The organism is Blautia sp. HCN-1074, from assembly GCF_037890165.1.
Lineage (GTDB): Bacteria > Bacillota > Clostridia > Lachnospirales > Lachnospiraceae > Blautia_A.
This window is the reverse complement of sequence record NZ_JBBKBP010000014.1, coordinates 63052-85975: the sequence shown is the minus strand read 5'-3', so window position 1 is coordinate 85975 and position 22924 is coordinate 63052. Positions and strand designations below refer to the sequence as shown.

General features: G+C 42.0%; 25 protein-coding genes and 1 pseudogene. 24 read left to right on the top strand and 2 right to left on the bottom strand.

Going from position 1 to position 22924, the window contains the following annotated elements:
• The first annotated feature begins 187 nt into the window (after positions 1 to 187).
• From pduB to WKT11_RS12440, 21 genes are all read left to right on the top strand, one after another.
• Positions 188 to 904 carry a microcompartment protein PduB gene (pduB, locus tag WKT11_RS12540; protein WP_119242286.1) on the top strand — a complete coding sequence of 239 codons (717 nt, stop codon included), beginning with the start codon at positions 188 to 190 and terminating at the stop codon, positions 902 to 904.
• A gap of 242 nt (positions 905 to 1146) precedes the next feature.
• Positions 1147 to 1635, top strand: coding sequence for a DUF2798 domain-containing protein (locus WKT11_RS12535; protein ID WP_118136177.1), 489 nt, complete (start codon positions 1147 to 1149; stop codon positions 1633 to 1635).
• 214 nt (positions 1636 to 1849) lie between these two features.
• Positions 1850 to 2110 (top strand): type II toxin-antitoxin system Phd/YefM family antitoxin, encoded by a 261-nt coding sequence (locus tag WKT11_RS12530; RefSeq protein WP_340284664.1) that lies wholly within the window; start codon positions 1850 to 1852, stop codon positions 2108 to 2110.
• On the top strand, positions 2100 to 2318 hold the full coding sequence (locus tag WKT11_RS12525; RefSeq protein ID WP_207658814.1) for a hypothetical protein: 219 nt from the start codon (positions 2100 to 2102) through the stop codon (positions 2316 to 2318). Before WKT11_RS12530 ends, WKT11_RS12525 begins: the two co-directional genes overlap by 11 nt.
• 872 nt (positions 2319 to 3190) lie before the next feature.
• On the top strand, positions 3191 to 4051 hold the full coding sequence (locus WKT11_RS12520) for a 4Fe-4S binding protein (RefSeq protein WP_117675003.1): 861 nt from the start codon (positions 3191 to 3193) through the stop codon (positions 4049 to 4051).
• Positions 4044 to 4289 carry a sulfurtransferase TusA family protein gene (locus tag WKT11_RS12515; protein ID WP_340284659.1) on the top strand — a complete coding sequence of 82 codons (246 nt, stop codon included), beginning with the start codon at positions 4044 to 4046 and terminating at the stop codon, positions 4287 to 4289. The genes WKT11_RS12520 and WKT11_RS12515 overlap by 8 nt, the downstream gene beginning before the upstream one ends.
• Positions 4290 to 4380: 91 nt before the next feature.
• Complete coding sequence (locus tag WKT11_RS12510; protein ID WP_117674999.1) at positions 4381 to 4698, top strand: thioredoxin family protein; 318 nt, start codon at positions 4381 to 4383, stop codon at positions 4696 to 4698.
• A 44-nt stretch (positions 4699 to 4742) separates the two neighbouring features.
• Entirely contained in the window at positions 4743 to 4949 is a 207-nt protein-coding gene (gene thiS / locus WKT11_RS12505; RefSeq protein WP_118136173.1) for a sulfur carrier protein ThiS, read from the top strand.
• A complete protein-coding gene (locus WKT11_RS12500; RefSeq protein WP_118411129.1) occupies positions 4949 to 5755 on the top strand; it encodes a HesA/MoeB/ThiF family protein in 807 nt (268 codons plus the stop codon). The genes thiS and WKT11_RS12500 overlap by 1 nt, the downstream gene beginning before the upstream one ends.
• 110 nt (positions 5756 to 5865) lie before the next feature.
• Positions 5866 to 6276: a M67 family metallopeptidase gene (locus WKT11_RS12495; protein WP_117674993.1), complete on the top strand. Its 411-nt coding sequence runs from the start codon at positions 5866 to 5868 to the stop codon at positions 6274 to 6276.
• Between the two features lie 21 nt (positions 6277 to 6297).
• Positions 6298 to 7296, top strand: a complete 999-nt coding sequence (locus WKT11_RS12490) for a sulfate ABC transporter substrate-binding protein (RefSeq protein ID WP_118136168.1) — start codon at positions 6298 to 6300, stop codon at positions 7294 to 7296.
• Positions 7297 to 7458: 162 nt separating this feature from the next.
• Positions 7459 to 8295: a sulfate ABC transporter permease subunit CysT gene (gene cysT / locus WKT11_RS12485; RefSeq protein ID WP_117674989.1), complete on the top strand. Its 837-nt coding sequence runs from the start codon at positions 7459 to 7461 to the stop codon at positions 8293 to 8295.
• On the top strand, positions 8295 to 9119 hold the full coding sequence (cysW, locus tag WKT11_RS12480; RefSeq protein WP_118516486.1) for a sulfate ABC transporter permease subunit CysW: 825 nt from the start codon (positions 8295 to 8297) through the stop codon (positions 9117 to 9119). Before cysT ends, cysW begins: the two co-directional genes overlap by 1 nt.
• Before the next feature lies 1 nt (position 9120).
• Entirely contained in the window at positions 9121 to 10179 is a 1059-nt protein-coding gene (locus WKT11_RS12475; protein WP_118516485.1) for a sulfate/molybdate ABC transporter ATP-binding protein, read from the top strand.
• A 21-nt stretch (positions 10180 to 10200) separates the two neighbouring features.
• Positions 10201 to 12012 (top strand): adenylyl-sulfate reductase subunit alpha, encoded by a 1812-nt coding sequence (locus WKT11_RS12470; protein ID WP_118516484.1) that lies wholly within the window; start codon positions 10201 to 10203, stop codon positions 12010 to 12012.
• Positions 12009 to 12323 carry a 4Fe-4S dicluster domain-containing protein gene (locus WKT11_RS12465; protein WP_117674980.1) on the top strand — a complete coding sequence of 105 codons (315 nt, stop codon included), beginning with the start codon at positions 12009 to 12011 and terminating at the stop codon, positions 12321 to 12323. Before WKT11_RS12470 ends, WKT11_RS12465 begins: the two co-directional genes overlap by 4 nt.
• Positions 12324 to 12421: 98 nt before the next feature.
• Positions 12422 to 13321, top strand: a complete 900-nt coding sequence (cysD, locus tag WKT11_RS12460; RefSeq protein ID WP_118609360.1) for a sulfate adenylyltransferase subunit CysD — start codon at positions 12422 to 12424, stop codon at positions 13319 to 13321.
• 1 nt (position 13322) lies between these two features.
• The gene (locus WKT11_RS12455; protein ID WP_118609361.1) at positions 13323 to 14963 is read left to right on the top strand and encodes a sulfate adenylyltransferase subunit 1; all 1641 of its coding nucleotides are present in this window, start codon (positions 13323 to 13325) and stop codon (positions 14961 to 14963) included.
• A 369-nt stretch (positions 14964 to 15332) separates the two neighbouring features.
• Positions 15333 to 16262 carry a DMT family transporter gene (locus WKT11_RS12450; RefSeq protein WP_117674974.1) on the top strand — a complete coding sequence of 310 codons (930 nt, stop codon included), beginning with the start codon at positions 15333 to 15335 and terminating at the stop codon, positions 16260 to 16262.
• A 308-nt stretch (positions 16263 to 16570) separates the two neighbouring features.
• On the top strand, positions 16571 to 16825 hold the full coding sequence (locus WKT11_RS12445) for a kinase (protein ID WP_117674972.1): 255 nt from the start codon (positions 16571 to 16573) through the stop codon (positions 16823 to 16825).
• 224 nt (positions 16826 to 17049) lie between these two features.
• Positions 17050 to 17835 carry an SGNH/GDSL hydrolase family protein gene (locus WKT11_RS12440; protein WP_243098479.1) on the top strand — a complete coding sequence of 262 codons (786 nt, stop codon included), beginning with the start codon at positions 17050 to 17052 and terminating at the stop codon, positions 17833 to 17835.
• Between the two features lie 202 nt (positions 17836 to 18037).
• Here WKT11_RS12440 and WKT11_RS12435 read toward each other — a convergent pair whose 3' ends face one another.
• Positions 18038 to 19141: an FAD:protein FMN transferase gene (locus WKT11_RS12435; RefSeq protein WP_117845799.1), complete on the bottom strand. Its 1104-nt coding sequence runs from the start codon at positions 19139 to 19141 to the stop codon at positions 18038 to 18040.
• A gap of 13 nt (positions 19142 to 19154) precedes the next feature.
• A pseudogene (locus WKT11_RS20050) lies at positions 19155 to 19214 on the bottom strand (DUF6783 domain-containing protein); the annotation flags it as partial.
• A 229-nt stretch (positions 19215 to 19443) separates the two neighbouring features.
• On the opposite strand from WKT11_RS20050, the gene WKT11_RS12430 reads away from it, so the two are divergent.
• Genes WKT11_RS12430 through WKT11_RS12420 form a run of 3 tightly spaced genes read left to right on the top strand, consistent with a single transcriptional unit; the run spans position 19444 to position 22870 of the window.
• Positions 19444 to 21036, top strand: coding sequence for an AAA family ATPase (locus WKT11_RS12430; RefSeq protein WP_118247507.1), 1593 nt, complete (start codon positions 19444 to 19446; stop codon positions 21034 to 21036).
• Positions 21037 to 21069: 33 nt separating this feature from the next.
• Complete coding sequence (locus WKT11_RS12425) at positions 21070 to 22671, top strand: AAA family ATPase (protein WP_340284639.1); 1602 nt, start codon at positions 21070 to 21072, stop codon at positions 22669 to 22671.
• A gap of 16 nt (positions 22672 to 22687) precedes the next feature.
• Positions 22688 to 22870 (top strand): DUF6472 family protein, encoded by a 183-nt coding sequence (locus tag WKT11_RS12420; RefSeq protein ID WP_117674964.1) that lies wholly within the window; start codon positions 22688 to 22690, stop codon positions 22868 to 22870.
• Positions 22871 to 22924 lie beyond the last annotated feature (54 nt).

The following is a 22924-nucleotide window of genomic DNA, read 5'->3' as shown; positions in this document are numbered from 1 at the left end:
CCATAGAGTTCTTCTGTTTCGGAAAGGACAGGGATAGTATTCCGGATGAAGCAGAGGTTTGACATCATATATTTTATAATTTTATTGCTTATCATCTCGGAGCATGATAAGCTAAAAATATAAAAATCTACTTTGGATAAAATCATATATATAAAATGCTATGGGGTAAACATGGAGGGGGTACAAAATGATAGACGTACACAATATCAGTACACACTGTACACGTAGTGAATTTGTGGGCACTGCAGTTCTGGATACGATCGGGCTGGTAATTTCCGGAATCGATGATACGTTGCTTAATGAAATGAACGTGGGAACGAAATATCACTGTCTGGGGCTATTTAGTTCCCGTACCGGAGCAGCAGGACAGATCACTGCCATTGACGATGCGGTAAAAGCGACCAACACAGAGGTCCTTTCTATAGAATTACCGAGAGATACTAAGGGCTGGGGTGGACATGGAAATTATATTGTTCTTGGTGGAACGGATGTCTCTGATGTACGACATGCGGTGTCTATGGCTCTGGAGCTGACCAATAAATATGCAGGAGAACTGTATATCAGTGAGAGTGGCCATTTAGAATTTGCTTACTCAGCCAGTGCAGGACAGGCACTGAATAAAGCGTTCGGAGCGCCAATCGGAGAGGCATTTGGATTCATGGCAGGTTCTCCGGCTGCAATCGGGCTGGTGATGGCAGATACGGCGATGAAGTCGGCTTCTCTTTCCATTGCAAAATATATGACTCCTGATAAAGGCACCAGCCATTCTAATGAGGTGATCCTAGCGGTTTCCGGTGATGCCAGTGCGGCAAAAACAGCGGTACTGAATGCCAGACAGATAGGACTGGAACTGCTGATCGGAATGGGCAGCTACCCGGAAATCCCTGGAGTACCATATTTATAGTATATTTAAACAATATCTCTCCATATTCTTTGTATATAAGTTACAAAAGTGATATAAGAAACAAAAAAATGGATGTTGAAAAAAATTCTTGACTTTTCCATCCGGAATCCGTATAATAACCAACGGTAAATTTAAGAGAAAGATATTTGGTTTTATTGGAAACGGTACATCCTCCCTGGATGGTTATGAACAACACAAATTTCTGTTTATGTTATTCATGTACTATTTAAGGAGGATTTTTTATGCCAAAAAACAAGTTTCAGGAAGTAATTTTTACGATCATCATGGTATTTGTGATGGTTTATGCAATGATCTGCTACAATATTGTATTAAATACAGGAACAATGACGAATGAGACATTTCTCTTAGCGTTTCATGAATTAGTATTTATGGGACCGATCGCGTTTATCCTTGATTTCTTTATCATCGGTGCTCTTGCAAAGAAGGTTGCATTTGGTATTGTGGATATGAGAAGAGATAATCCGTTCCACCTTGTACTTGCAATTTCAGCAGTGTCAGTTGCATTTATGTGCCCGTGCATGAGCTTTGCGGCAACTGTACTGATCAAACATGCACCGGTAAGCCAGATCATCCCGACATGGCTTCAGACAACAGCAATGAACTTCCCGATGGCATTCTTCTGGCAGATCTTTTATGCAGGTCCGTTCGTAAGATTCGTATTCGGAAAACTTTTCCCGGAAAAAGAAAAGGCAGCAGCTTCTGCTGAATAAAATATTGAGATTTGACCGCAGCATTCTGTATTCGCAGGATGCTGCTTTTTCATACCAGAAAACTTTATAAATATTTTCGTGATAGCAAAAGTCCTCAGGGTGGAATACATTGTGGCAGAGGAAAATCATGTAATAAAGAGAAGTACACATTGAAATTGTGGCTTAATTATGATATTATTATGGTATAAAATAAAAAATAAAAGGAGAAAAAGCTATGCCGCAGATCATACCTATCAGAGATTTAAAAAGGACAGCAGAGATTTCAGATATGTGTCATAATTCTGAAGAACCTATCTATATTACAAAGAATGGATACGGTGATATGGTTATTATGAGTATGGAAACTTATGAGAAAAATATGCGCAAATATCTAAAATATAAGGATATTGAAGTCTCAGAAAAAGAGATTGAAGAAGGAAAAGTAAAGGAAGCGAAATCTGCATTACAGGGGATGAGGGCAAAGTATGGAATATAGGCTTGTAATTACTGAACATGCAGAGGAATTGTTGGATAACCTGATTTATTATCTGCTTTATAAACTAAAAAATGAGCAGGCCGCGAAACATTTGCTGAATGGAGTTGAGAATGTATATGAACGGATGGAAACAAATCCACAGCAATTTGCAATCAGCAGGGACAGTTATCTGGCAAGTAAGAACTATAGAGAGGCATTAATTCCTTAAATGGATTATGTGATAATCTTTGGTATAGAAGAAAATATTGTGAATATATTGGGGATATTTCACCAGTTAGAGGATTATGGGAATAAACTGGGGTAGTATTTCCTAGTATGGCTCACGCTAATTAGCGACCTGCTTCATTTGTATAAATTCCCATCTACTGCGTTGTCGTCAATCGCCGTAGCCACCGCTACGCCTCATTCCTTCGCCTTGTAGATGAAAATTTATCCAGCATGAATCAGATCGTTAATTAGCGTGAGTCATACTAGTGTTTCTATAAAAACATTCGATATGGGAAGAGGCTATTGTTTTATTAAAAAATGTGAAACAATAGCCTTTTTACCGTTAGTAGTAAGCAGTAACCCTGGCAGTTAACCGAATCAAGTAAGTCCCCTACGGGGGTTGCGAAGAGCAATAAGCAGTGGGTGGGGACTTGCTTGTATCAGGAGGGGTACAAGCCCCTCCTGATAAACTGCGGAGCAGTTATTCGGTGTAGAGCCACGTAGCGAAAGCGGATTGCGAATATCCGATTGACTAAGCATTGTATTTATTTCAATACACTATTGACAAATAATGTCATTTCGTGTAATATCATAGAAAACCTACTGAATAACTATGAAAAGTAGAAAATAGTCATCAAATTAACCAAATCAAGTAAGTCCCTGCTTCAATTGTGAAGAGCAATAAGCAGTGGGTGGGGACTTGCTTGTATCAGAAGGGGTACAAGCCCCTTCTGATAAACTGCGGAGCAGTTATTTGGTGTAGAGCCACGTAGCGAAAGCGGATTGCGAATATCCGATTGACTACGGTAAAGTGAACGAGAGAAAGAAAAGTAAACAAAAATCAAGGGAAACTCTGACAGGAGGGAAAGAAAAATGGCAGATTATGCAGCATTAAAAAAAGGCGGATTCATGCGCCAGAAACAGAAAGATAATTTTTCATTAAGAATCCGTGTAGTTGGCGGACATCTGGATGCGAAACAGCTTGCAAAAGTAGCTGAGGTTTCAGAGAAATATGGTGAGGGCTACGTACATCTTACTTCCCGTCAGGGTGTGGAGATCCCATTCATCAAATTAAGCCAGATTGATGAAGTGAAGGCAGCACTGGAAGAGGGAGATGTAGTTCCGGGTGTGTGCGGACCGAGAGTTCGTACCATCACAGCCTGTCAGGGTGCAGCCATCTGTCCAAGCGGATGTATCGATACTTACGCACTGGCACAGGAACTGGATGAGAGATATTTTGGACGTGAGCTTCCTCACAAATTTAAATTTGGTGTTACCGGATGCCAGAACAACTGCTTAAAAGCAGAGGAGAACGATGTAGGAATCAAAGGTGGTATCAAAGTAGCATGGCAGGAAGATAAATGTATCCAGTGTGGTGTCTGCGTGAAAGCTTGTCGTGAAAGCGCCATCACATTAGAAGATGGAAAGATCACAGTAGATTCTTCCAAATGTAACTTCTGTGGAAGATGTACAAAAGCCTGTCCGACAGACGCTTATGACAATACTCACGGATATATCGTTTCTTTCGGAGGAATCTTCGGAAATCACATTAATAAAGGAAAAACAGTGATTCCATTTATCGAAGATCACGAAAAACTTCTCAAGGTGTGTGATGCAGCAATCGGATTCTTCGAGAAGAATGCGAAAGCCGGTGAGAGACTGAAATTCACGATTGACCGCGTAGGCGAGGACGAATTCAATAAAGAAATCCTGGAGGCATATGAAAATGAGTGATATTAAATTTGATGATACTGTAGATATTACCGATGTTGTCTGCCCGGTAACTTTTGTAAAAGTAAAGGTAGCACTGGAGGAACTGGATGAAGGTCAGATCCTATCCATCCGCATGAATGACGGAGAACCGGTACAGAATGTACCACGAAGTATCAAAGAGGAAGGACATCAGATCCTGAAGCTTGATGATAATGAAGATGGAACCTACACACTTTATGTGAAGAAAGCAGGAGACTGATCCGTGAAAGCGGGAAGCCGGATAAAAAAGACAAGAGACTGAGAATAAGAGGCTGAATAAAAAAGACAGGAACTGACAGGAGTGAACTATCATGGCAGAGAGATTAAACGGAGAGACTTTTAAAGAGAAAGCTTTCCAGCCAGGAAAACTTACACTGATTGATTTCTATTCCGACAGCTGCGTACCATGTAAGAGAATGGTTCCGGTATTTGCGAAGCTGGAAGAGAAATACGGTGATCAGATTTATATAGGAAAAGTAAATGTAGCTTACGAGCAGGAACTTGTAGAAGAATACAAAGTTATGTCAGCGCCGACGCTGATTTTCCTGAAAGACGGAGAACAGATCGAGAAGCTGACCGGAGCAAAGAAAGCGGCAGATCTGGAAGAAATCATTGATAAAAATCTTTAAAAAATCACACATATAAAAACATACAGAAATGGAGAATAGAGATTATGGTTATCACAGTAGCAGGAGATAAAAAAGAAGTAAAAGACGCAATCACAGTGGAAGAACTGATCGTACAGGAAGATGTAGAGACTCCTCAGTATGTAACAGTATCTGTAAACGATGACTTTATCGACAAGGCAGAATTTGAAACTTACGCATTAAAAGAAGGCGACAGCGTTGAATTCCTGTACTTCATGGGAGGTGGAAGATAGTGGCATTCACAAATGATCAGCTCGAACGATATTCCAGACATATTATTCTGAAAGAGGTTGGAGCAAAAGGACAGAAAAAACTGCTCAATTCCAGTGTTCTGATCATCGGAGCAGGCGGACTTGGAGCACCGGCAGCTCTTTACCTTGCGGCAGCAGGTGTGGGAACGATTGGAATTGCAGATGCAGATGAGGTAGACCTTTCCAATCTTCAGCGTCAGGTCATCCACGCAACAAAAGATATCGGCAAACCAAAGGTACTTTCCGCAAAAGAATCCATGGAAGCCATCAACCCGGATGTGACAGTTAAAACTTACCAGACTTTCGTAGATTCCGAGACAATCATGGATCTGATCAAAGATTATGACTTTATCATCGATGGAACCGACAATTTCCCGGCAAAATTCCTGATCAATGATGCCTGTGTTATAGCAAAGAAACCATTTTCCCACGCAGGAATCCTTCGTTTCCAGGGACAGCTGATGACATATGTTCCGGGAGAAGGACCATGTTACAGATGTATATTCAAAGATCCGCCGCCAAAGGATGCCGTACCTACCTGTAAACAGGCCGGCGTTATCGGAGCGATGGGAGGCGTTATCGGAAGTCTTCAGGCGATGGAAGCAATCAAATATCTTCTGGGAGTTGGCGATCTTCTTACAGGATATCTTCTTACATATGATGCACTTACAATGGAATTCCGCAAGATCAAACTTCCGAAACACGTAAAGAACTGCCCGGTATGCGGTGAGCATCCGACGATCACAGAGCTGATCGACTATGAACAGGCAGAATGTGACGGAATCTGATTCGCTTTGGTTGATTCAGATAAGCCTTCTGCTTCGGTTGCGAAGAGCAATAGGTAAGCAGCGAAAGCGGATCGTAAATATCGGCTGGAGATAAAGGAGCAAGAAAAATCATGATCACAATGTCAAAGAATGACTACGAAATAATTTTAAAACACGCCAGAGAAAATCTTCCGGAAGAAGCCTGCGGATTGATTGCAGGAACTAAGGATGGAAATGATAAATCTATCAAAAAGGTTTACTGCCTGACAAATATCGATCATTCCAATGAGCACTTTTCGCTGGATCCGAAAGAACAGCTTGCAGCAGTAAAAGATATGCGTGCGAATGGTCTGGTACCTCTTGGAAACTGGCATTCCCATCCGGAAAGCCCGTCCAGACCTTCAGAAGAAGATAAACGACTGGCTTATGACAGCACAGCAAGCTATATGATTCTTTCTCTGATGGACAATGAGAATCCTGTTCTGAATTCTTTCCATATAGAAGGAACGGAATCTGAGAAGGAAGAACTTGTATTACTGTAAAGCAAAGCAGGAGAAAAATAAATGATCAGAAAATTATTTGCATTTGGCCTGGCAGCTGTACTGGTACTGATACCGGTACAGGCTTTTGGAAAAACAGTGTCGATCACCAATGTTTCCTATGACCCTACCAGAGAAATGTTTGAACAGTACAACAAAATATTTGAAGAACACTGGAAGGAGAAAACCGGGGAAGACGTAGAAGTGACACAGTCCCATGGCGGTTCCGGGAAACAGGCACTGGAAGTAGCCAATGGTTTGGATGCAGATGTAGTAACACTGGCACTGGAATACGATATAGAATCCATTGAAAACGCAGGACTGATCGAGACAGGCTGGCAGGATAAGTTTGACAATGAAAGTTCTCCGTATACTTCGACCATCGTATTTCTGGTAAAGAAGGGAAATCCCAAAGGCATCAAAGACTGGGATGACCTGATAAAGGATGGTGTGGGTGTGGTAACTCCGAACCCTAAGACATCCGGAGGTGCGAGATGGAACTACATGGCAGCATGGGCTTACGCAGATAAGAAGTATGACGGAGATGAACCCCGGATGAAGGATTTCATCAGGAAGCTTTATCAGAATGTAGTAGTTCTTGATTCCGGTGCAAGAGGTGCAACCACTTCTTTCGTAGAGAACGGACAGGGCGATGTGCTGGTGGCATGGGAAAATGAAGCATATCTTTCCATGCGTGACTATCCGGATGAGTACGAGATCGTTACTCCGAGTGTGAGTATTCTGGCACAACCGTCTGTAGCAGTGGTAGATGAAGTAGTGGATTACAGAGGAACGAGAGATGTGGCAACTGAGTATTTAAAATATCTGTATTCCGACGAAGCGCAGGAGATTGAAGCAGAGAACTACTTCCGTCCGACCAATGAAAAGATCCTGAAAGAACACAGTGATGTGTTTGACCTGAGCGTAGATCTGGTAAACATCAGTGACTACGGCGGATGGGATGAAGTGCAGAAAAAACACTTCGCAGATGGTGGAATCTTTGATGAAATCTATGAGAGATAAAACATCTATATGTAGATTGAGAGCAGCTTTCAGATGGAAATCAAATCAGAATAAACCGCAAAATGCTAAAAGAAACGGATGCATTTACTTACAAGCATGAAATGAAAGATTGACGAGGATAATAACAGCAGGACATACGAGACAGAGAGGTGGTTATTGATTATGAAAAAAAGAAATAAACCAGTGATTCCAGGATTCGGACTCTCCATGGGAATTACCATTTCCATACTAAGTCTGGTGGTTCTGATCCCACTTGCCAGTCTGGTGATCTACACAGCACAGATGAGCTTTAAAGATTTCATTGAAACCATTACAAGAGCCAGAGTATTGGCTTCCTTTTACACAAGTTTCATATCTGCTTTTGCAGCAGCAGTGATCAATGGGATTATGGGAACTATCCTCGCATGGGTACTTGTAAAATATGAATTTCCGGGCAAGCGGATCATGGATGGAATGATTGAGCTTCCGTTCGCACTGCCAACCGCAGTTGCAGGTATCGCGCTGACATCCTTAACTTCCGATTCCGGACTCGTCGGCAGCTTTTTTGCCAGATTTGGTATCAAGATCGCATACACAAGGATTGGTATTACAGTAGCCATGATCTTCGTAGGAATTCCGTTTGTTGTACGAAGCGTACAGCCGGTTCTGGAGAAGATGGACAATTTCTACAGCGAAGCAGCTGGAGTGCTGGGAGCAAAGAAATCAATGATTTTCTGGAAAGTCATTTTTCCGGAACTGAAACCGGCGATTTTTGCAGGAACCGGACTTGCTTTTGGCAGATGCCTTGGTGAATATGGAAGCATCGTATTTATCGCAGGAAATAAGCCATATTACACAGAAATCACACCGCTGATCATTATGTCAGAACTTCAGGAATTTGATTATTCCAGCGCAACGGCGATCGCACTGGTGATGCTGGCGGTTTCATTTTTCATTCTGTTTCTCAATAATGTGATCCAGCAGAGAAACGCGAGAATCTTAAGGGGAGGAAATGCCTGATGGACAACAATGTAAAGACTTCAGAGAAAATCACAAAATGGCTGCTGATCGGTATCAGCGTCCTGTTTCTGGCAGTAATGCTTCTCCTCCCGCTGAGCACTGTGATCACAGAGGCTCTGCGAAGCGGCTGGAAAGTTTACCTTGAGGCGGTAACGGATGAGTACACAATTAAAGCACTTCTCCTTACGGTCAAAGCAACACTGATCGCAGTCATCTTTAATACCATTTTTGGTATCTTCGCAGCCTGGGCACTGACTAAGTTTCAGTTCAAGGGCAAAAAACTGCTGACCACATTGATCGATCTTCCGGTTACGATTTCACCGGTCATCGCAGGTCTGATTTTTCTTCTGATTTTCGGACGTCAGAGTCCTGTCTACTTTTTACTTATTAAATTCGGAATTAAAGTTGTATTCTCTGTACCGGGAATCATCATTGCAACTGTATTTGTAACATTTCCTTTTATTTCCAGAGAACTGATTCCGGTTCTGGAAACAGAAGGAACAGACGAGGAAGAAGCCGCAGCACTGATGGGAGCGAACGGCTGGACGATCTTCTGGAAGATTACTTTTCCTCATATTAAATGGGCGTTGCTTTATGGAGTTGTGCTCTGTACGGCAAGAGCCATGGGAGAGTTCGGCGCAGTATCCGTCCTTTCCGGGCATTTAAGAGGAAAGACCAATACCCTTCCTCTCCATGTCGAGATTTTATTTAACGAGTTTCAGTATGTTCCGGCGTTTGCCGTATCTTCATTGCTGGTGATCATGGCAGTTATCATTCTGGTGGTCAAAAGCGTGATCGAATACAAAGGAAAGAAGGAAGCCTGATATGTATGTAGAGTTAAAAAACATAAATAAGACCTATGGTTCCTACCAGGCATCAAAGAATGTAAATTTCGGAATCGAAAAAGGCAGGCTGATCGGCCTGCTGGGACCGAGTGGAAGTGGAAAAACAACCATTCTTCGAATGATCGCAGGTCTGGAAACTCCGGACAGCGGCGAGATCATTATCGATGGAAAAGTAGTCAACGATGTGCCGGCCAGTGAGCGAGGAATCGGATTTGTATTTCAGAATTATGCGCTGTTCCGTTATATGACTGTTTATGATAACGTGGCATTTGGTCTGAAAGTTCAGAAAGTAGATAAAAAAACAATAGACACCCGGGTCAGAGAACTGGTAAAGCTGGTAGGTCTGGAAGGACTGGAGAAAAGGTATCCGAGTCAGCTGTCTGGTGGACAGAGACAGAGGGTAGCATTTGCCAGAGCCCTTGCACCGAATCCACAGGTGCTGCTTCTGGATGAGCCGTTTGCAGCGATTGATGCAAAGATTCGTCAGGAACTGAGAAGCTGGTTGAAAGAAATGATCGAGAAGCTGGGAATTACCAGTATTTTTGTTACACATGATCAGGATGAAGCAATCGAGGTAGCGGATGAGATCATCATTACCAACGCAGGACGGATTGAGCAGAAAGGCACTCCGGTAGAAGTTTACCGAAACCCGGAGACAGCTTTTACCGCATCTTTCTTCGGACAGCCATCTATACTGAAAAATGTAGATGATTTCCACACATTTACTCAGGCGGAGGGTGCAGACAAGATTATTGTCCGTCCGGAATTCGTAAAAGTTTCCAGACTGGATGAAGTAGAAAAGTTCAGATCTTCCGTATCTCAGGGAGTGGTTGAACGGGTTTCCTTCCGGGGAGATAATCTGGAACTTCAGATCAGAGTGAACAATTCGGTGGTAACAGCAAGAAGAAGCCTTGAGAAAGCAGATGTCAGGGAAGGGGAAATCGTTAATGTGTTCCTGTACAGGATTTTTGCACTGAGAGGCGATACGGTACAGCTGATTGAGAATGAAGCTGTAAGAGATGATTCGGTAATTATCTAACACACTTCTGGAGGAAAGGGTATGAGAACAGAGAGAATCAAGACCGACGTACTGATCATCGGCGGTGGAACAGCAGGCTGTTTTGCAGCATATGTTATCGGTCAGAAAAGCGAAAGAAAAGTTCTGATCGCAGAGAAAGCAAATATTAAAAGAAGCGGATGCCTGGCAGCAGGTGTCAACGCCTTAAACGCATACATCACAGAAGGCAGAGTTCCACAGGATTACGTGGATTATGCCAAAAAGGATGCCCATGGAATCGTCAGAGAAGATCTTCTTCTGAGCATGTCGGAGAGACTGAATCACGTGACAAAAGTGATGGAAGATCTGGGTCTGGTCATCCTGAAAGATGAAAATGGCAAATACGTTGCCAGAGGAAATCGAAACATCAAGATCAACGGCGAGAACATGAAGCCAATCCTGGCAAAAGCGGCGGCTGAGCAGGAAAAGGTCACAGTTTTAAACCACGTAAACATTACAGACTACAAAACAGAAAACGGAAAGATCACAGGTGCGGTGGGATTTGGCGTAAATGAAGATATTTTCTATGATATCGACGCAGAAGCAGTCCTTTGTGCGACAGGCGGTGCGGCAGGACTTTACAGACCGAACAATCCGGGATTTTCCAGACATAAGATGTGGTATCCGCCATTTAACACAGGTGCAGGATATGCAATGGGATTACTTTCCGGCGCAGAGATGACAACTTTCGAGATGCGTTTCATCGCATTGAGATGTAAAGATACGATCGCTCCGACAGGAACTATCGCGCAGGGCGTAGGAGCCAGACAGGTTAATGCACATGGCGATATTTATGAGACAAAATACGGCCTGACAACTTCTCAGCGTGTTTATGGTACGGTCATGGAGAACCGGGAAGGAAATGGTCCTTGCTATCTCAGAACAGAAGGCATTTCCAAAGAACAGGAACAGGATCTCTACAAAGCATACCTGAATATGGCACCATCTCAGACCTTGAAATGGATGGAAGCCGGCAAGGGTCCTTCGGAAGAAAATGTAGAGATCGAAGGTACAGAGCCATATATCGTAGGCGGACATACAGCCAGCGGTTACTGGGTAGACAATAACAGAGCCACAACAATCGAGGGATTATATGCAGCCGGAGATGTTGCAGGCGGATGCCCGCAGAAATATGTAACCGGTGCACTGGCAGAGGGTGAGATCGCCGCGGAAGCAATTCTGGAATATCTGGGTAATAAAGATGCCGAAACCAGAGGCAAAGGGGCAACTGAAAAACAGCGAGATGCATCTGGGCAGGCAGAAGAGAAAACCGTAACAAAAATAACCAAAGATACAGAAATAGCAGAAGATCAGAAGCTTTCTGAAATAGCAGAAGCAAAGAAAGCAGAGTATGAATCTCACTTAAATGCTCCCCGTTCCCTGATGAATGCAGAACAGCTTGAAGAAGCAATGCAGAAGATCATGGATCAGTATGCAGGCGGAATCGGAACCGATTACAGATACAGTGAGACAAGCCTTGTGAAAGCAGATGAAAAGATCGCAGCACTGCTTCCTGTTGTAGATACACTGGCAGCGACAGATACTTATGAGCTGATGCAGATCTATGAACTTCGTGAGCGACTGATCGTATGCCGCGCAGTTATCGCACATCTGGCAGCAAGAAAGGAAACCAGATGGCACAGCTTCGGAGAGAATACAGATTATCCGGATCAGAGAGAAGACTGGATGAAATATGTAAACTCCCGTATGGAAAATGGTGAGATCAAAATTTTATATAGAGATCTGGTAACAAAAGAGAACGCTGATAAGCAGGAAACGGTAAATACAGCAGAGAAAGGAGCAGGTGAAAGATGAGCATTCGGATTCAGAAAAGCAAATGCGTGGGATGTGGCAAATGTATCGAAGCCTGTCCCGGAAATCTGATTAAAAAGGACAAAGAAGGAAAAGCCTTCATCCGCCAGGTAAGAGACTGCTGGGGATGTACTTCCTGTATCAAAGAATGCAGCCGCGACGCCATCCGCTTCTTCCTTGGAGCTGATGTGGGCGGCAGAGGCGCAAGCATGATCGTATCAGAAAAGCCGGACATTTCCACATGGACAGTGGAGAAGCCGGACGGTACAAAGATTACGATTCAGGTTAATAAGAAGGATGCCAATAAATATTGACAGGAATTAACTTTGAAAGAAAATTTTCCAAGAATATGGCAGAAAAATATCCGCCAGATTTTTCAAAATATATTTAATAAACAGAGGAGGATAATGCAATGAGTAACTTATCTCATCTTGATGAGCTTGAGGCAGAAGCAATTTATATTATGCGAGAAGTAGCAGCCGAGTGTGAAAAGCCGGTTATGCTTTATTCTATAGGAAAGGACAGCTCCGTTATGCTCCATCTGGCGCTGAAAGCATTTTACCCGGAGAAACCACCTTTCCCGTTCCTGCACATTGATACAACATGGAAATTCCGCGAAATGATCGAATTTCGTGACAGAGTCGCAAAAGAAAACGGAATCGATATGCTGGTATACACCAATGAAGAAGGTGTGAAAGCAGGAATCAACCCGTTCGATCATGGTTCTGCATACACAGATGTCATGAAAACACAGGCATTAAAACAGGCCCTGACAAAATATGGTTTCACAGCAGCATTTGGCGGTGGCCGTCGTGATGAAGAAAAATCCAGAGCGAAAGAAAGAATTTTCTCTTTCCGTAATTCTGCTCAGGCATGGGATCCGAAGAACCAGAGACCAGAAATGTGGAAACTCTACAACACCAAGATCCAGAAAGGTGAAAGCATGCGAGTATTCCCGATTTCCAACTGGACAGAGAAGGATATCTGGCAGTATATTCAGCGTGAAAATATCGAAATCGTACCATTATATTTTGCAAAAGAAAGACCGGTCATCTACAGAGATGGAAACATTATCATGGTAGATGATGACAGATTAAAACTTCGCCCAGGTGAAAAGATCGAGTACAAAAAAGTCAGATTCCGTACTCTTGGATGTTATCCGCTGACAGGTGGTATCGAATCTGAGGCAGATACACTGGACGAGATTATTGATGAGACATTAAGTGCTGTTTCCTCTGAACGTACCAGCCGTGTGATCGACCACGAGGCAGCAGGCAGCATGGAGAGAAGAAAGAGAGAGGGGTATTTCTAGGATGAAAGGATTATTGAAATTTATTACATGCGGAAGTGTGGATGATGGAAAATCCACTCTGATTGGACATATTCTTTATGATGCAAAGCTTCTCTATGCAGACCAGGAAAAAGCTCTGGAGCTGGATTCCAAGGTAGGAAGCAGAGGCGGCGCCATTGACTATTCACTTCTTCTGGATGGCCTGATGGCAGAACGTGAGCAGGGTATCACAATCGACGTTGCATACAGATATTTTACAACAGATAACAGAAGCTTCATCGTTGCGGACACACCGGGACATGAAGAATATACCAGAAACATGGCAGTTGGTGCTTCTTTTGCAGATCTGGCAGTTATCCTTGTGGATGCTTCCCAGGGCGTTCTGGTTCAGACAAGACGCCATGCAAGAATCTGCGCACTGATGGGAATCCGTTACTTTGTATTCGCAGTAAACAAAATGGATCTTATCGGTTATGATGAGAAGCGTTTCCGTGAGATCGAGAATCAGATCGCAGCATTGGTAGAAGAATTAAAACTTGCCAATGTAACCATTATTCCGGTATCTGCCACAGAGGGTGACAATGTCACAACAAAATCTGACAATATGCCATGGTATGAAGGCGAAGCACTCCTTACACATCTGGAAACCGTAGATATCAAGGAAGACACAGAAAAAGGTTTCTACATGCCGGTACAGAGAGTCTGCCGGCCAAACCATGAATTCCGCGGATTTCAGGGACAGATTGAGAATGGCTCTATTAAAGTCGGTGACCTTGTAACTACACTTCCGAGCAAGGAAGAAGCTCATGTAAAGAGCATTCTGGTTGGAGACAAAGAAGCCGAAGAAGCAGTACAGGGACAGCCTGTCACCATCCAGCTTGACAGAGAAGTGGACGTTTCCCGAGGATGCGTGCTCACAATCGATTCCGGTGCAGTCCTGACAGACTCTGTGGAAGCAGATATCCTCTGGATGGACGACAATGCCCTGACAGATGGTAAGAATTTCTTTGTAAAGATTGGCACAAAGATGATTCCAGGTCTGGTTACAAAGATTAATTATTCCGTAGACGTAAACACAGGCGAAAAGAAAAACGCCTATACTTTAAATAAAAATGAGATTGCCTCCTGTACTCTGGAGTTCTCAGAGAAGATCGTGGTAGACGAATTTGACAAGCACAGAACACTTGGAGAGCTGATTCTGATCGACCGTGTCACAAACATGACATCTGCCTGCGGTGTTGTGAGAAAAACTCTCGTTTCCCAGGATAAATCCCAGATTGGTAAAGTAGACGAGCAGGTTCGTGCCGGACTTAAGGGTCAGACCCCGGTTGTCGTAGAATTCCCAATCGGCAAAGAAGGAATCACACTTGAATTTGCAGAGCAGGTAGAAAAAGGGCTGACTGTACTTGGAAGACATACCTATCTGTATCACCCGGCAGCAAGTGAAAACTATGCAGAAACTGTTCGTCACCTCAAAGCAGCCGGACTGATCGTACTTCTTGTCCTTGATGAAAACACAGCAAAAGACGAGACACTTAAAGGACTGGATGGATTTTATACAAACTGGCAGCTGGATGGACTTACTGTGAAAGACGCAGTAGACTTCGTAAAGAAGAAATCTGTATTTGCAGTACAGAATGCACAGGATGGAAACTATATCTGATCGAATCAGAAAAATGTAAAGACAGCGTATGGAAAACGGTCTGTGTAAGTATGTGAGTAAACTATTGCAGAATAAATTCCGAAAAATAATATAAACCGTCACAGATAACGAACATTTCTGTTACTGTTCACACGTCACTATCCCGCGAGGTGTTTTGGCATGAAAATGCCAAAATCCCGAGACATACCGCGCGAATTTATGCGAATAGCATAAATTCTGTGCATCGCGAAGCGTGTTACTGAGAACGGAGTGAACAGTAACACATTTCTGTGGCGGTTTTTTGCACCCAAATTGATTCCTTGACAAGTTTTGGTATTGCGGATTATACTCATCTCTGATTTATATTAGTGTAGACAGGATATATACGTTATGAATGAGAAAACAAATTCAAACAACAAAAAACGAGAGGTGATTCTGGGAACATTTCTGACGATCATTGGCGGCATTTTGTGGGGAATCTCCGGTGTCTGTGGTCAGTTCCTGTTTCAGAACAAAGAGGTAACGGCCTCCTGGCTGGTGCCGATACGTCTGGTAACAGCAGGAGTTCTGCTTCTGTGCTACTATTTCATCAGAATTAAGGGAAAAACCTTCGATATCTGGAGAAGTAAGAGAAACAGGGGGGATATTATCATTTACGGGCTGGCGGGAATGATGTTGTGTCAGTACAGCTATTTTCAGACAATCGAGTGGTCCAATGCCGGAACTGCAACAGTCATTCAGTATCTCGGACCTGCGCTGATCGTTGTGTGGGTATGTCTGCGTACAAAACGTCTTCCTGAGAAAAAAGAAGTGCTGGGCGTAACCCTTGCGGTGACAGGAATTTTTCTGATCGCAACACATGGAAATCCTACTTCACTGGCACTATCACAGAAAGCACTGATTATGGGACTAATTTCGGCAGTTTCAGTAGTCATATATACGATAAAACCAGCCAGATTGCAGGCGCAGTTTGATACACCACTTGTACTGGCATGGGGGATGCTGATTGGCGGCGTGGTGCTTATGGCAGTATTTCGTCCGTGGAACTATCAGGTGATTTTTGACGGAGAAACATTTGTGGCACTGGCTTTTATTATTATTTTTGGAACGATGGCCGGATTTTCCATGTACCTGACAGGTGTGAAGATGATAGGCTCCGTAAAAGCCAGTCTTTTCTCCTGTGTGGAACCGGTAGCTTCGATGGTGCTGACCGCGGTCTGGATGAAAGTAAGCTTTACGACACCAGATCTGATTGGAACTTTGCTTGTAATTGCGACGATCATTATTCTGGCGGTTCCGGCAAAGAAGAATAAGAATTGAGTAGCTGCTGTTCGTGCGTTATTATGCCGCTGAGAACGGAGTGAACCGTAATACAATATCTATTTTCGGAATGCCCCAAGTTGTATTCAGATTACATGGGATATTGCAGAGTATGGTATAATAATCTCTATGTAATGGGGTATACATGGGGATGCAAACTATAGCTATTTGCAGTTATTTGTATTTATCTTTCGTATCTTAGAGATATTAAGCAGATAATTGTGTATATGCTTAATAGTTGTAGTGATTTTTACAGTAAAAATAATCAGTATGAAAATATACTGATCATCCAAACGGGAGGTATTTCGATGCGATTAGAAAAAGTGCAGGAAGCATTAAAAACAAAAAATATTCATTATGAATACACAGAAGAAAATGGATGTGGAAGCCTTGACTTTATGTTCCGTGGTCTGAGATTCCATGTGTGGGAATACGAAGACCGTGTCTGGGGAGCAGAGACAAACGTATTCGAAGCAGGCAGAAGCCAGGATATTGAGGGTGATTATGAAGAAATTATCTCTAAAGAAATCCTCTCATGGCCAGATATGATGCCGGGGATGTAATTACGATATATATTACAGCGAATATTAAGTAACTGCTATATTGACTTGTCTGATTCTTCATCTGCGGCGTTGTCGTCAATCGCCGTAGCCACCGCTACGCCTCATTCCTCCGCCTTGCAGATGAAGAAATCATCCTGCGTCAATATAGCAGAAACTTAATTTTCGCTGTAATAGATGTCAGATATATCCATTAGGTAATTATGTGAGAATTCATTCTGAGGGGAGTGAGTACGACGAAAAAACATAAAATCAAATCAATAATATTAGCAGCAGGCATTGCAGTAATCTGTATGTTCTCAAACGTTTATGCGTCAGAAGTTGCAGGCCCACCAAGACCGGCTGCGATGAAGCCAACATCAACACCTACACCAACGGCAACGCCAAAAGCAACAGCAACACCGAAGCCGACGTCAACACCAGTGCCGACAGCGACACCAGAAGCTGATGAACAGAATCCGGCAGATCAGGGAACGCTGAGCAAACCAAATCATCCCGATACAGTCTCAGCAGACAAGCTTGTTTTCATCGGAGATTCCAGAACAGAAGGACTCAGAGATGCAGTGAACGATGACAGCGTCTGGTCCTGTCTTTCTTCCATGGGTTATGACTGGATGGTATCAACAGGCGTGCCGCAGGTAGAAGATCAGATAGAAGATAACACTGCGGTCATTATTCTGATGGGAGTCAACGACCTCTATCATGTCAATGATTATCTCAGCTATATCAATTCCAAAGCAGCTGAATGGGCTAATCGTGGAGCACAGACATATTTTGTCTCCGTAGGACCAGTGCAGAATGATCCGTATTGTAGCAATACGGAGATTGAGAGCTTCAATGCAGCAATGCAGGCGAATTTAAGTGGTGTTACTTATATAGATGTGTATTCTCATCTGGTATCAGAAGGATTTTCAACCGTAGATGGAACACACTATCCTGACAGCGTATCCATAGATATTTATAACTTTATTCTCGATCATCTGGAAGAACAGAGAAGTGGAATATGGGGATAGTGTACGAATCATCTGATATCTGGCAGCCAGTACGTTATCATATTGATTTCAAAATAACTATATCATTTGCGTGTCTGTGAATTTGATTGTGCAGATAAAAAACTTAACATAGTTGTGGAAAAATTGAGAAAAATAGTGAAAATAAGAGAGCTGCCGTATAACTTTTGGTATAGCAGCTCTCTTATTTCATTTGTGAAGAGTGTCAGTCAGTTTCCGTAACTGTAATTTCTTTCTGGAAGTCTTTCGTATAATGTATCGCATAATCTGAGGTAACAAAAAATGCCTGCACATCATCCAGAGATTCAGCCAGTTTCAATCCATCTTCAAGCCCAAGCGCGAAGCAAGTCGTACTTAGTGCATCTCCATCTACAGACTGATCAGAGATAATCGTAACTGCGATTAGTCCATTGTCATAAGAATATCCTGTCTTGGGATTCAGCAGGTGATGGTATAAAGTTCCGTCCTGTTCAAAACATCTCTCATAAACCCCGGAAGAAACAACAGATTTATCTTTAATATCCATAACAGCGATCGTTTCACTTCGATCCGCAAATGGCTTCTGAATTCCAATCTTAAATGAAGAATCATCCGGTTTTCCACCGATACAGAGAACATTTCCACCAAGATTAATAATTGCGCTTTTCACATCCTGAGAAATCAAGTACTCTTTTAATCGGTCCGCAATATATCCTTTGGCAATAGCACCTAACTCTATGGCAGTGTCGTCAGTTTTTAATGTAATCTCATTATTGTCTTTTCCACCAACAGAGACATTATGATAATCACATTTTGACAGAGCAGTCTGAATCAGACTGTCTTCCGGTACCTGTGGATCTTCAGCGGTAAAATCCCACAAAGAAGTCAGTGGCTCAATCGCAATATCGAAAGCACCATCTGACAAATCAGAATAATAAAGTCCCTTCTGAATCAGTTCAGCCAGAGAATCTGATACCTGATAGGTATTATCTGTTCCATCTACAGGTGTGAGTTGTCTGTGATTTAGTTTATATAATTCGCTGTCACTTGCGGTGCGGCTGAATATTTTCTCATATTTGTCACATAAATTCATACATTCGGTAAGGAGATTTTTGTTCTGAGAATCGTAAATAGTAATTGTAACTGCGGTATTTAGTTTAATCGCGGTAGTAGAAATTGGCTCCTGAGATTCAGAATCAGCGGTCTGAGTGGTGTTTACTTTTGATGAACACCCGGACAAAACCGCAGAAGACAGAATAAGAGTTCCTGCGAGTATTGAAAAAGTACAGTGCTTTATTATTTTTTTTATAGATATATGATATAATGTCATAAATGTAACCTCTTTAATAAGCATGTTTAGAGCGTGTTTGAAAAATTATTTCCGCAATCTGTACGCTCCACTTACAGAACCTGCAACTGGCAGTTCCTTACGGATGCATAGCGACTTTATAGCATATTTTGTAGAAAGTCTTTTTCAAACACATTTATAATGAATGGTGTAATGTACGGATATCACAGATTCAGATAATATTGTTGATAATAATTTATCATCATAGAAACTATATTTTAGTATATCAGAAAAGACATACTCTGCACAGGCAGAAAACAATCTTTTCGGAAAGGAGATTCCAGATGGGAAGTTATTTAAATCCTGGAACGATTGAATTTCAGGAAAGCCTTAATTCAGAAATCTATATAGATAAAACCGGCCTGATCGAGAAAACAAATGCAGTTCTGCGTACCAAGCAGAAGTTTGTATGTATCAGCCGGCCGAGAAGATTTGGAAAATCCATGGCAGCGGATATGCTGGCTGCTTATTATGAACGTGGAGAAGATGCAGAAGAGTTATTTGCGAACTTTGCGATCGGTAAGGCAGAATCATTTCAGAAACATTTAAATCAATATGATGTCCTGAAAATCAATATGCAGGAATTTCTGAGTGCAACACAAAATATAGATGAAATGCTTCAGATGCTGAAAAAATATCTGATTTTTGATCTGAAGGAATCTTACGGACAGGTTCGTTTCCGGGATGAAGAAAATCTTGTACAGGTCATGAAGGATATTTATACTGCTACAAAACATGCTTTCGTGATACTCATTGATGAATGGGACTGTCTTTTCAGGGAATATAAAGAGGATAAAGAGGCACAGAGAAAATATCTGGATTTTCTCAGAGCGTGGCTGAAGGACAAGGCTTATGTAGCACTGGCGTATATGACAGGTATCTTGCCGATAAAGAAATACGGTTCACATTCTGCGTTGAATATGTTTACGGAATATTCTATGACAGACCCGGGAAATATGGCAGAATATTTTGGATTTACTGAGGAAGAAGTAAGTACTTTATGTCAAAAATATTCTATGAATTTTGAAGAGGCGAAGGCCTGGTATAATGGTTATCATCTCATTACACATAGCAAGAATGGAGATCAGAGGTATTCCATATATAATCCGAAATCTGTTGTGGAATCAATGCTTCGTCATAAATTTGGAACTTACTGGAATCAGACGGAAACATATGAAGCTCTTAAGATTTATATTCAGATGAATATGGATGGTCTGAAAGATGCAGTGGTTGAAATGCTTGCAGGTGGAAGTATTCCGATTAATATTGGTACGTTTAGCAACGACATGACTACATTCGCAACCAGAGATGATGTCCTGACATTGCTTGTTCATCTGGGGTACCTGACTTATGATGGCGAGAAGGAAAGTGTTTCCGTTCCTGACAGAGAGGTAGCACAGGAATACGTAAATGCTATTACAACTATGGACTGGCATGAAGTGGCAGAATCCATACAGAATTCCCGGAAATTATTAGAAGCATTATGGAAATTGGATGAAAACGCTGTGGCAGAAGGAATTGATAAAGCGCATAGAGAAATTTCTATTTTGCAGTACAATGATGAGAATTCCCTGAGCTGCACCATACATCTGGCATTTTATTTTGCAAGGGAATACTACACGATTATTCGTGAATTACCATCCGGGAAGGGATTTGCTGACGTATGTTTTATTCCAAGGAAATTATACGCAGATAAACCGGCAGCTGTAATTGAACTTAAATGGGATAAAAGTGCAGAAGGAGCAATTACCCAGATAAAAGATAAACAGTATGTAGAAGCATTGAAAGACTATCAGGGAAATCTGATTCTTGCGGGAATAAACTATGATAAAAAGACGAAGAAGCATAGTTGCAAGATCGAGAAGTTGGAATACTAAAATTCCGCAGATGTGGAAGAAAGGAGACCTCAGATGGGAATTTATCTAAATCCGGGCAATAAGGGATTCCGGGAGAGTATACAGTCTGCTATTTATGTGGACAAGACGGAACTGATAGATAAACTGAATGCTGTTCTGGATACCAGACAGAAATATGTATGTATCAGCAGACCGAGAAGATTCGGAAAATCCATGGCGGCAGATATGCTTGCAGCGTACTATGATCGTGAAACAGATTCAAGAAAACTCTTTGAAAAATATAAAATAGCGAAGAGCAGTTCTTATAAGAATCACCTGAATCAATATGATGTGATAAAGGTAAATATGCAAGAGTTTTTAAGTGCATCATCAGATGTGAATGCTATGCTTCTGATGTTGCAGAAAAGACTTGTGCAGGAACTGAAAAATAAATATCCTGAGTTTGTCAGCAGCAATTATCTTGTATTTGATATGCAGGATATTTATGCACATACGCAGCATCCTTTTGTAATTCTGATTGACGAGTGGGATTGTCTTTTCCGAGAATATGAGAATGATCATGAGGCGCAAAAACAATATCTGGATTTTCTGAGAGCATGGCTGAAGGATAAAGAATATGTAGCATTGGCATATATGACAGGAATTTTACTCGTAAAGAAGTATGGCACTCATTCTGCGCTGAATATGTTCACAGAATACTCTATGACAAATCCAAGAGAAATGGCAGAGTACTTTGGGTTTACAGAGGGAGAAGTGAAGGAATTATGCGAAGAATATGGGAGAAGCTTCGAGGAGATGAGTGCATGGTATGATGGATATGAGCTGACTGCTGTAGAAAACGGAAGATTGAAAACATATTCTATGTACAATCCTAAATCGGTCGTAGATGCTATGATAAGTGGAATGTTTGATAATTACTGGAATCAGACAGAGACTTATGATGCGCTGAAAATTTATATACGTATGAACTATGACGGTCTGAAAGATGATGTGATACGGATGTTGGCGGGAGACAGAGTGTTGGTTAATACGGGAACTTTTTCTAATGATATGACTACATTTCAGGGAAAGGATGATGTGCTGACACTTCTTATACATTTGGGATATTTAAGCTATCACTGGCAGGAAAAAACAGTATCCATTCCAAATAAAGAAGTTGCTCAGGAGTATGTAAATGCGATTGGAACTATGGGGTGGAAGGAAGTAATGGACTCCATAGAAAAATCAAGAAAACTTCTGGAAGCAATGTGGAACATGGACGGAGATACAGTAGCTCAGGGAATTGACAGAGCGCATCAGGAAATCTCGATTCTCAAATATAATGATGAAAATACTCTCAGTTGTACGATTAATCTGGCGTTTTACTTTGCGAGAGAATACTATACGATTATTCGTGAACTGCCTGCCGGGAAAGGATTTGCGGATATTTGCCTGATACCACGAAAGATATATGCAGATAAACCTGCGGCAGTTATTGAACTGAAATGGAATAAAAGTGTGGAAGGAGCAATCTCTCAGATAAAAGAGAAGAGATATGTGGATGCGTTGAAGGATTATCAGGGAAATCTTTTGCTTGTGGCAGTAAATTATGATAAAAATACGAAAAGGCATAGCTGCGAGATTGAGAAGTTAGAAATTAGTAAAAGTAAAGAATGATAGGAGGAACCAGACGATGTCCGATGCAGTAAACTGCGAATATTGTGTAAACTACAGTTATGACGACGATTACGAATGTTATACCTGCGAAGTAAATCTCGATGAAGACGAGATGGTGAAATTTATCACCGGAAACTTCCATCAGTGTCCATATTTCAAGATGGGCGATGAATATCGTATTGTTCGTAAGCAGATGTAAAATATTATTACTGTTCACACGCCACTATCCCGCGAGGTGTTTTGGCATGAAAAT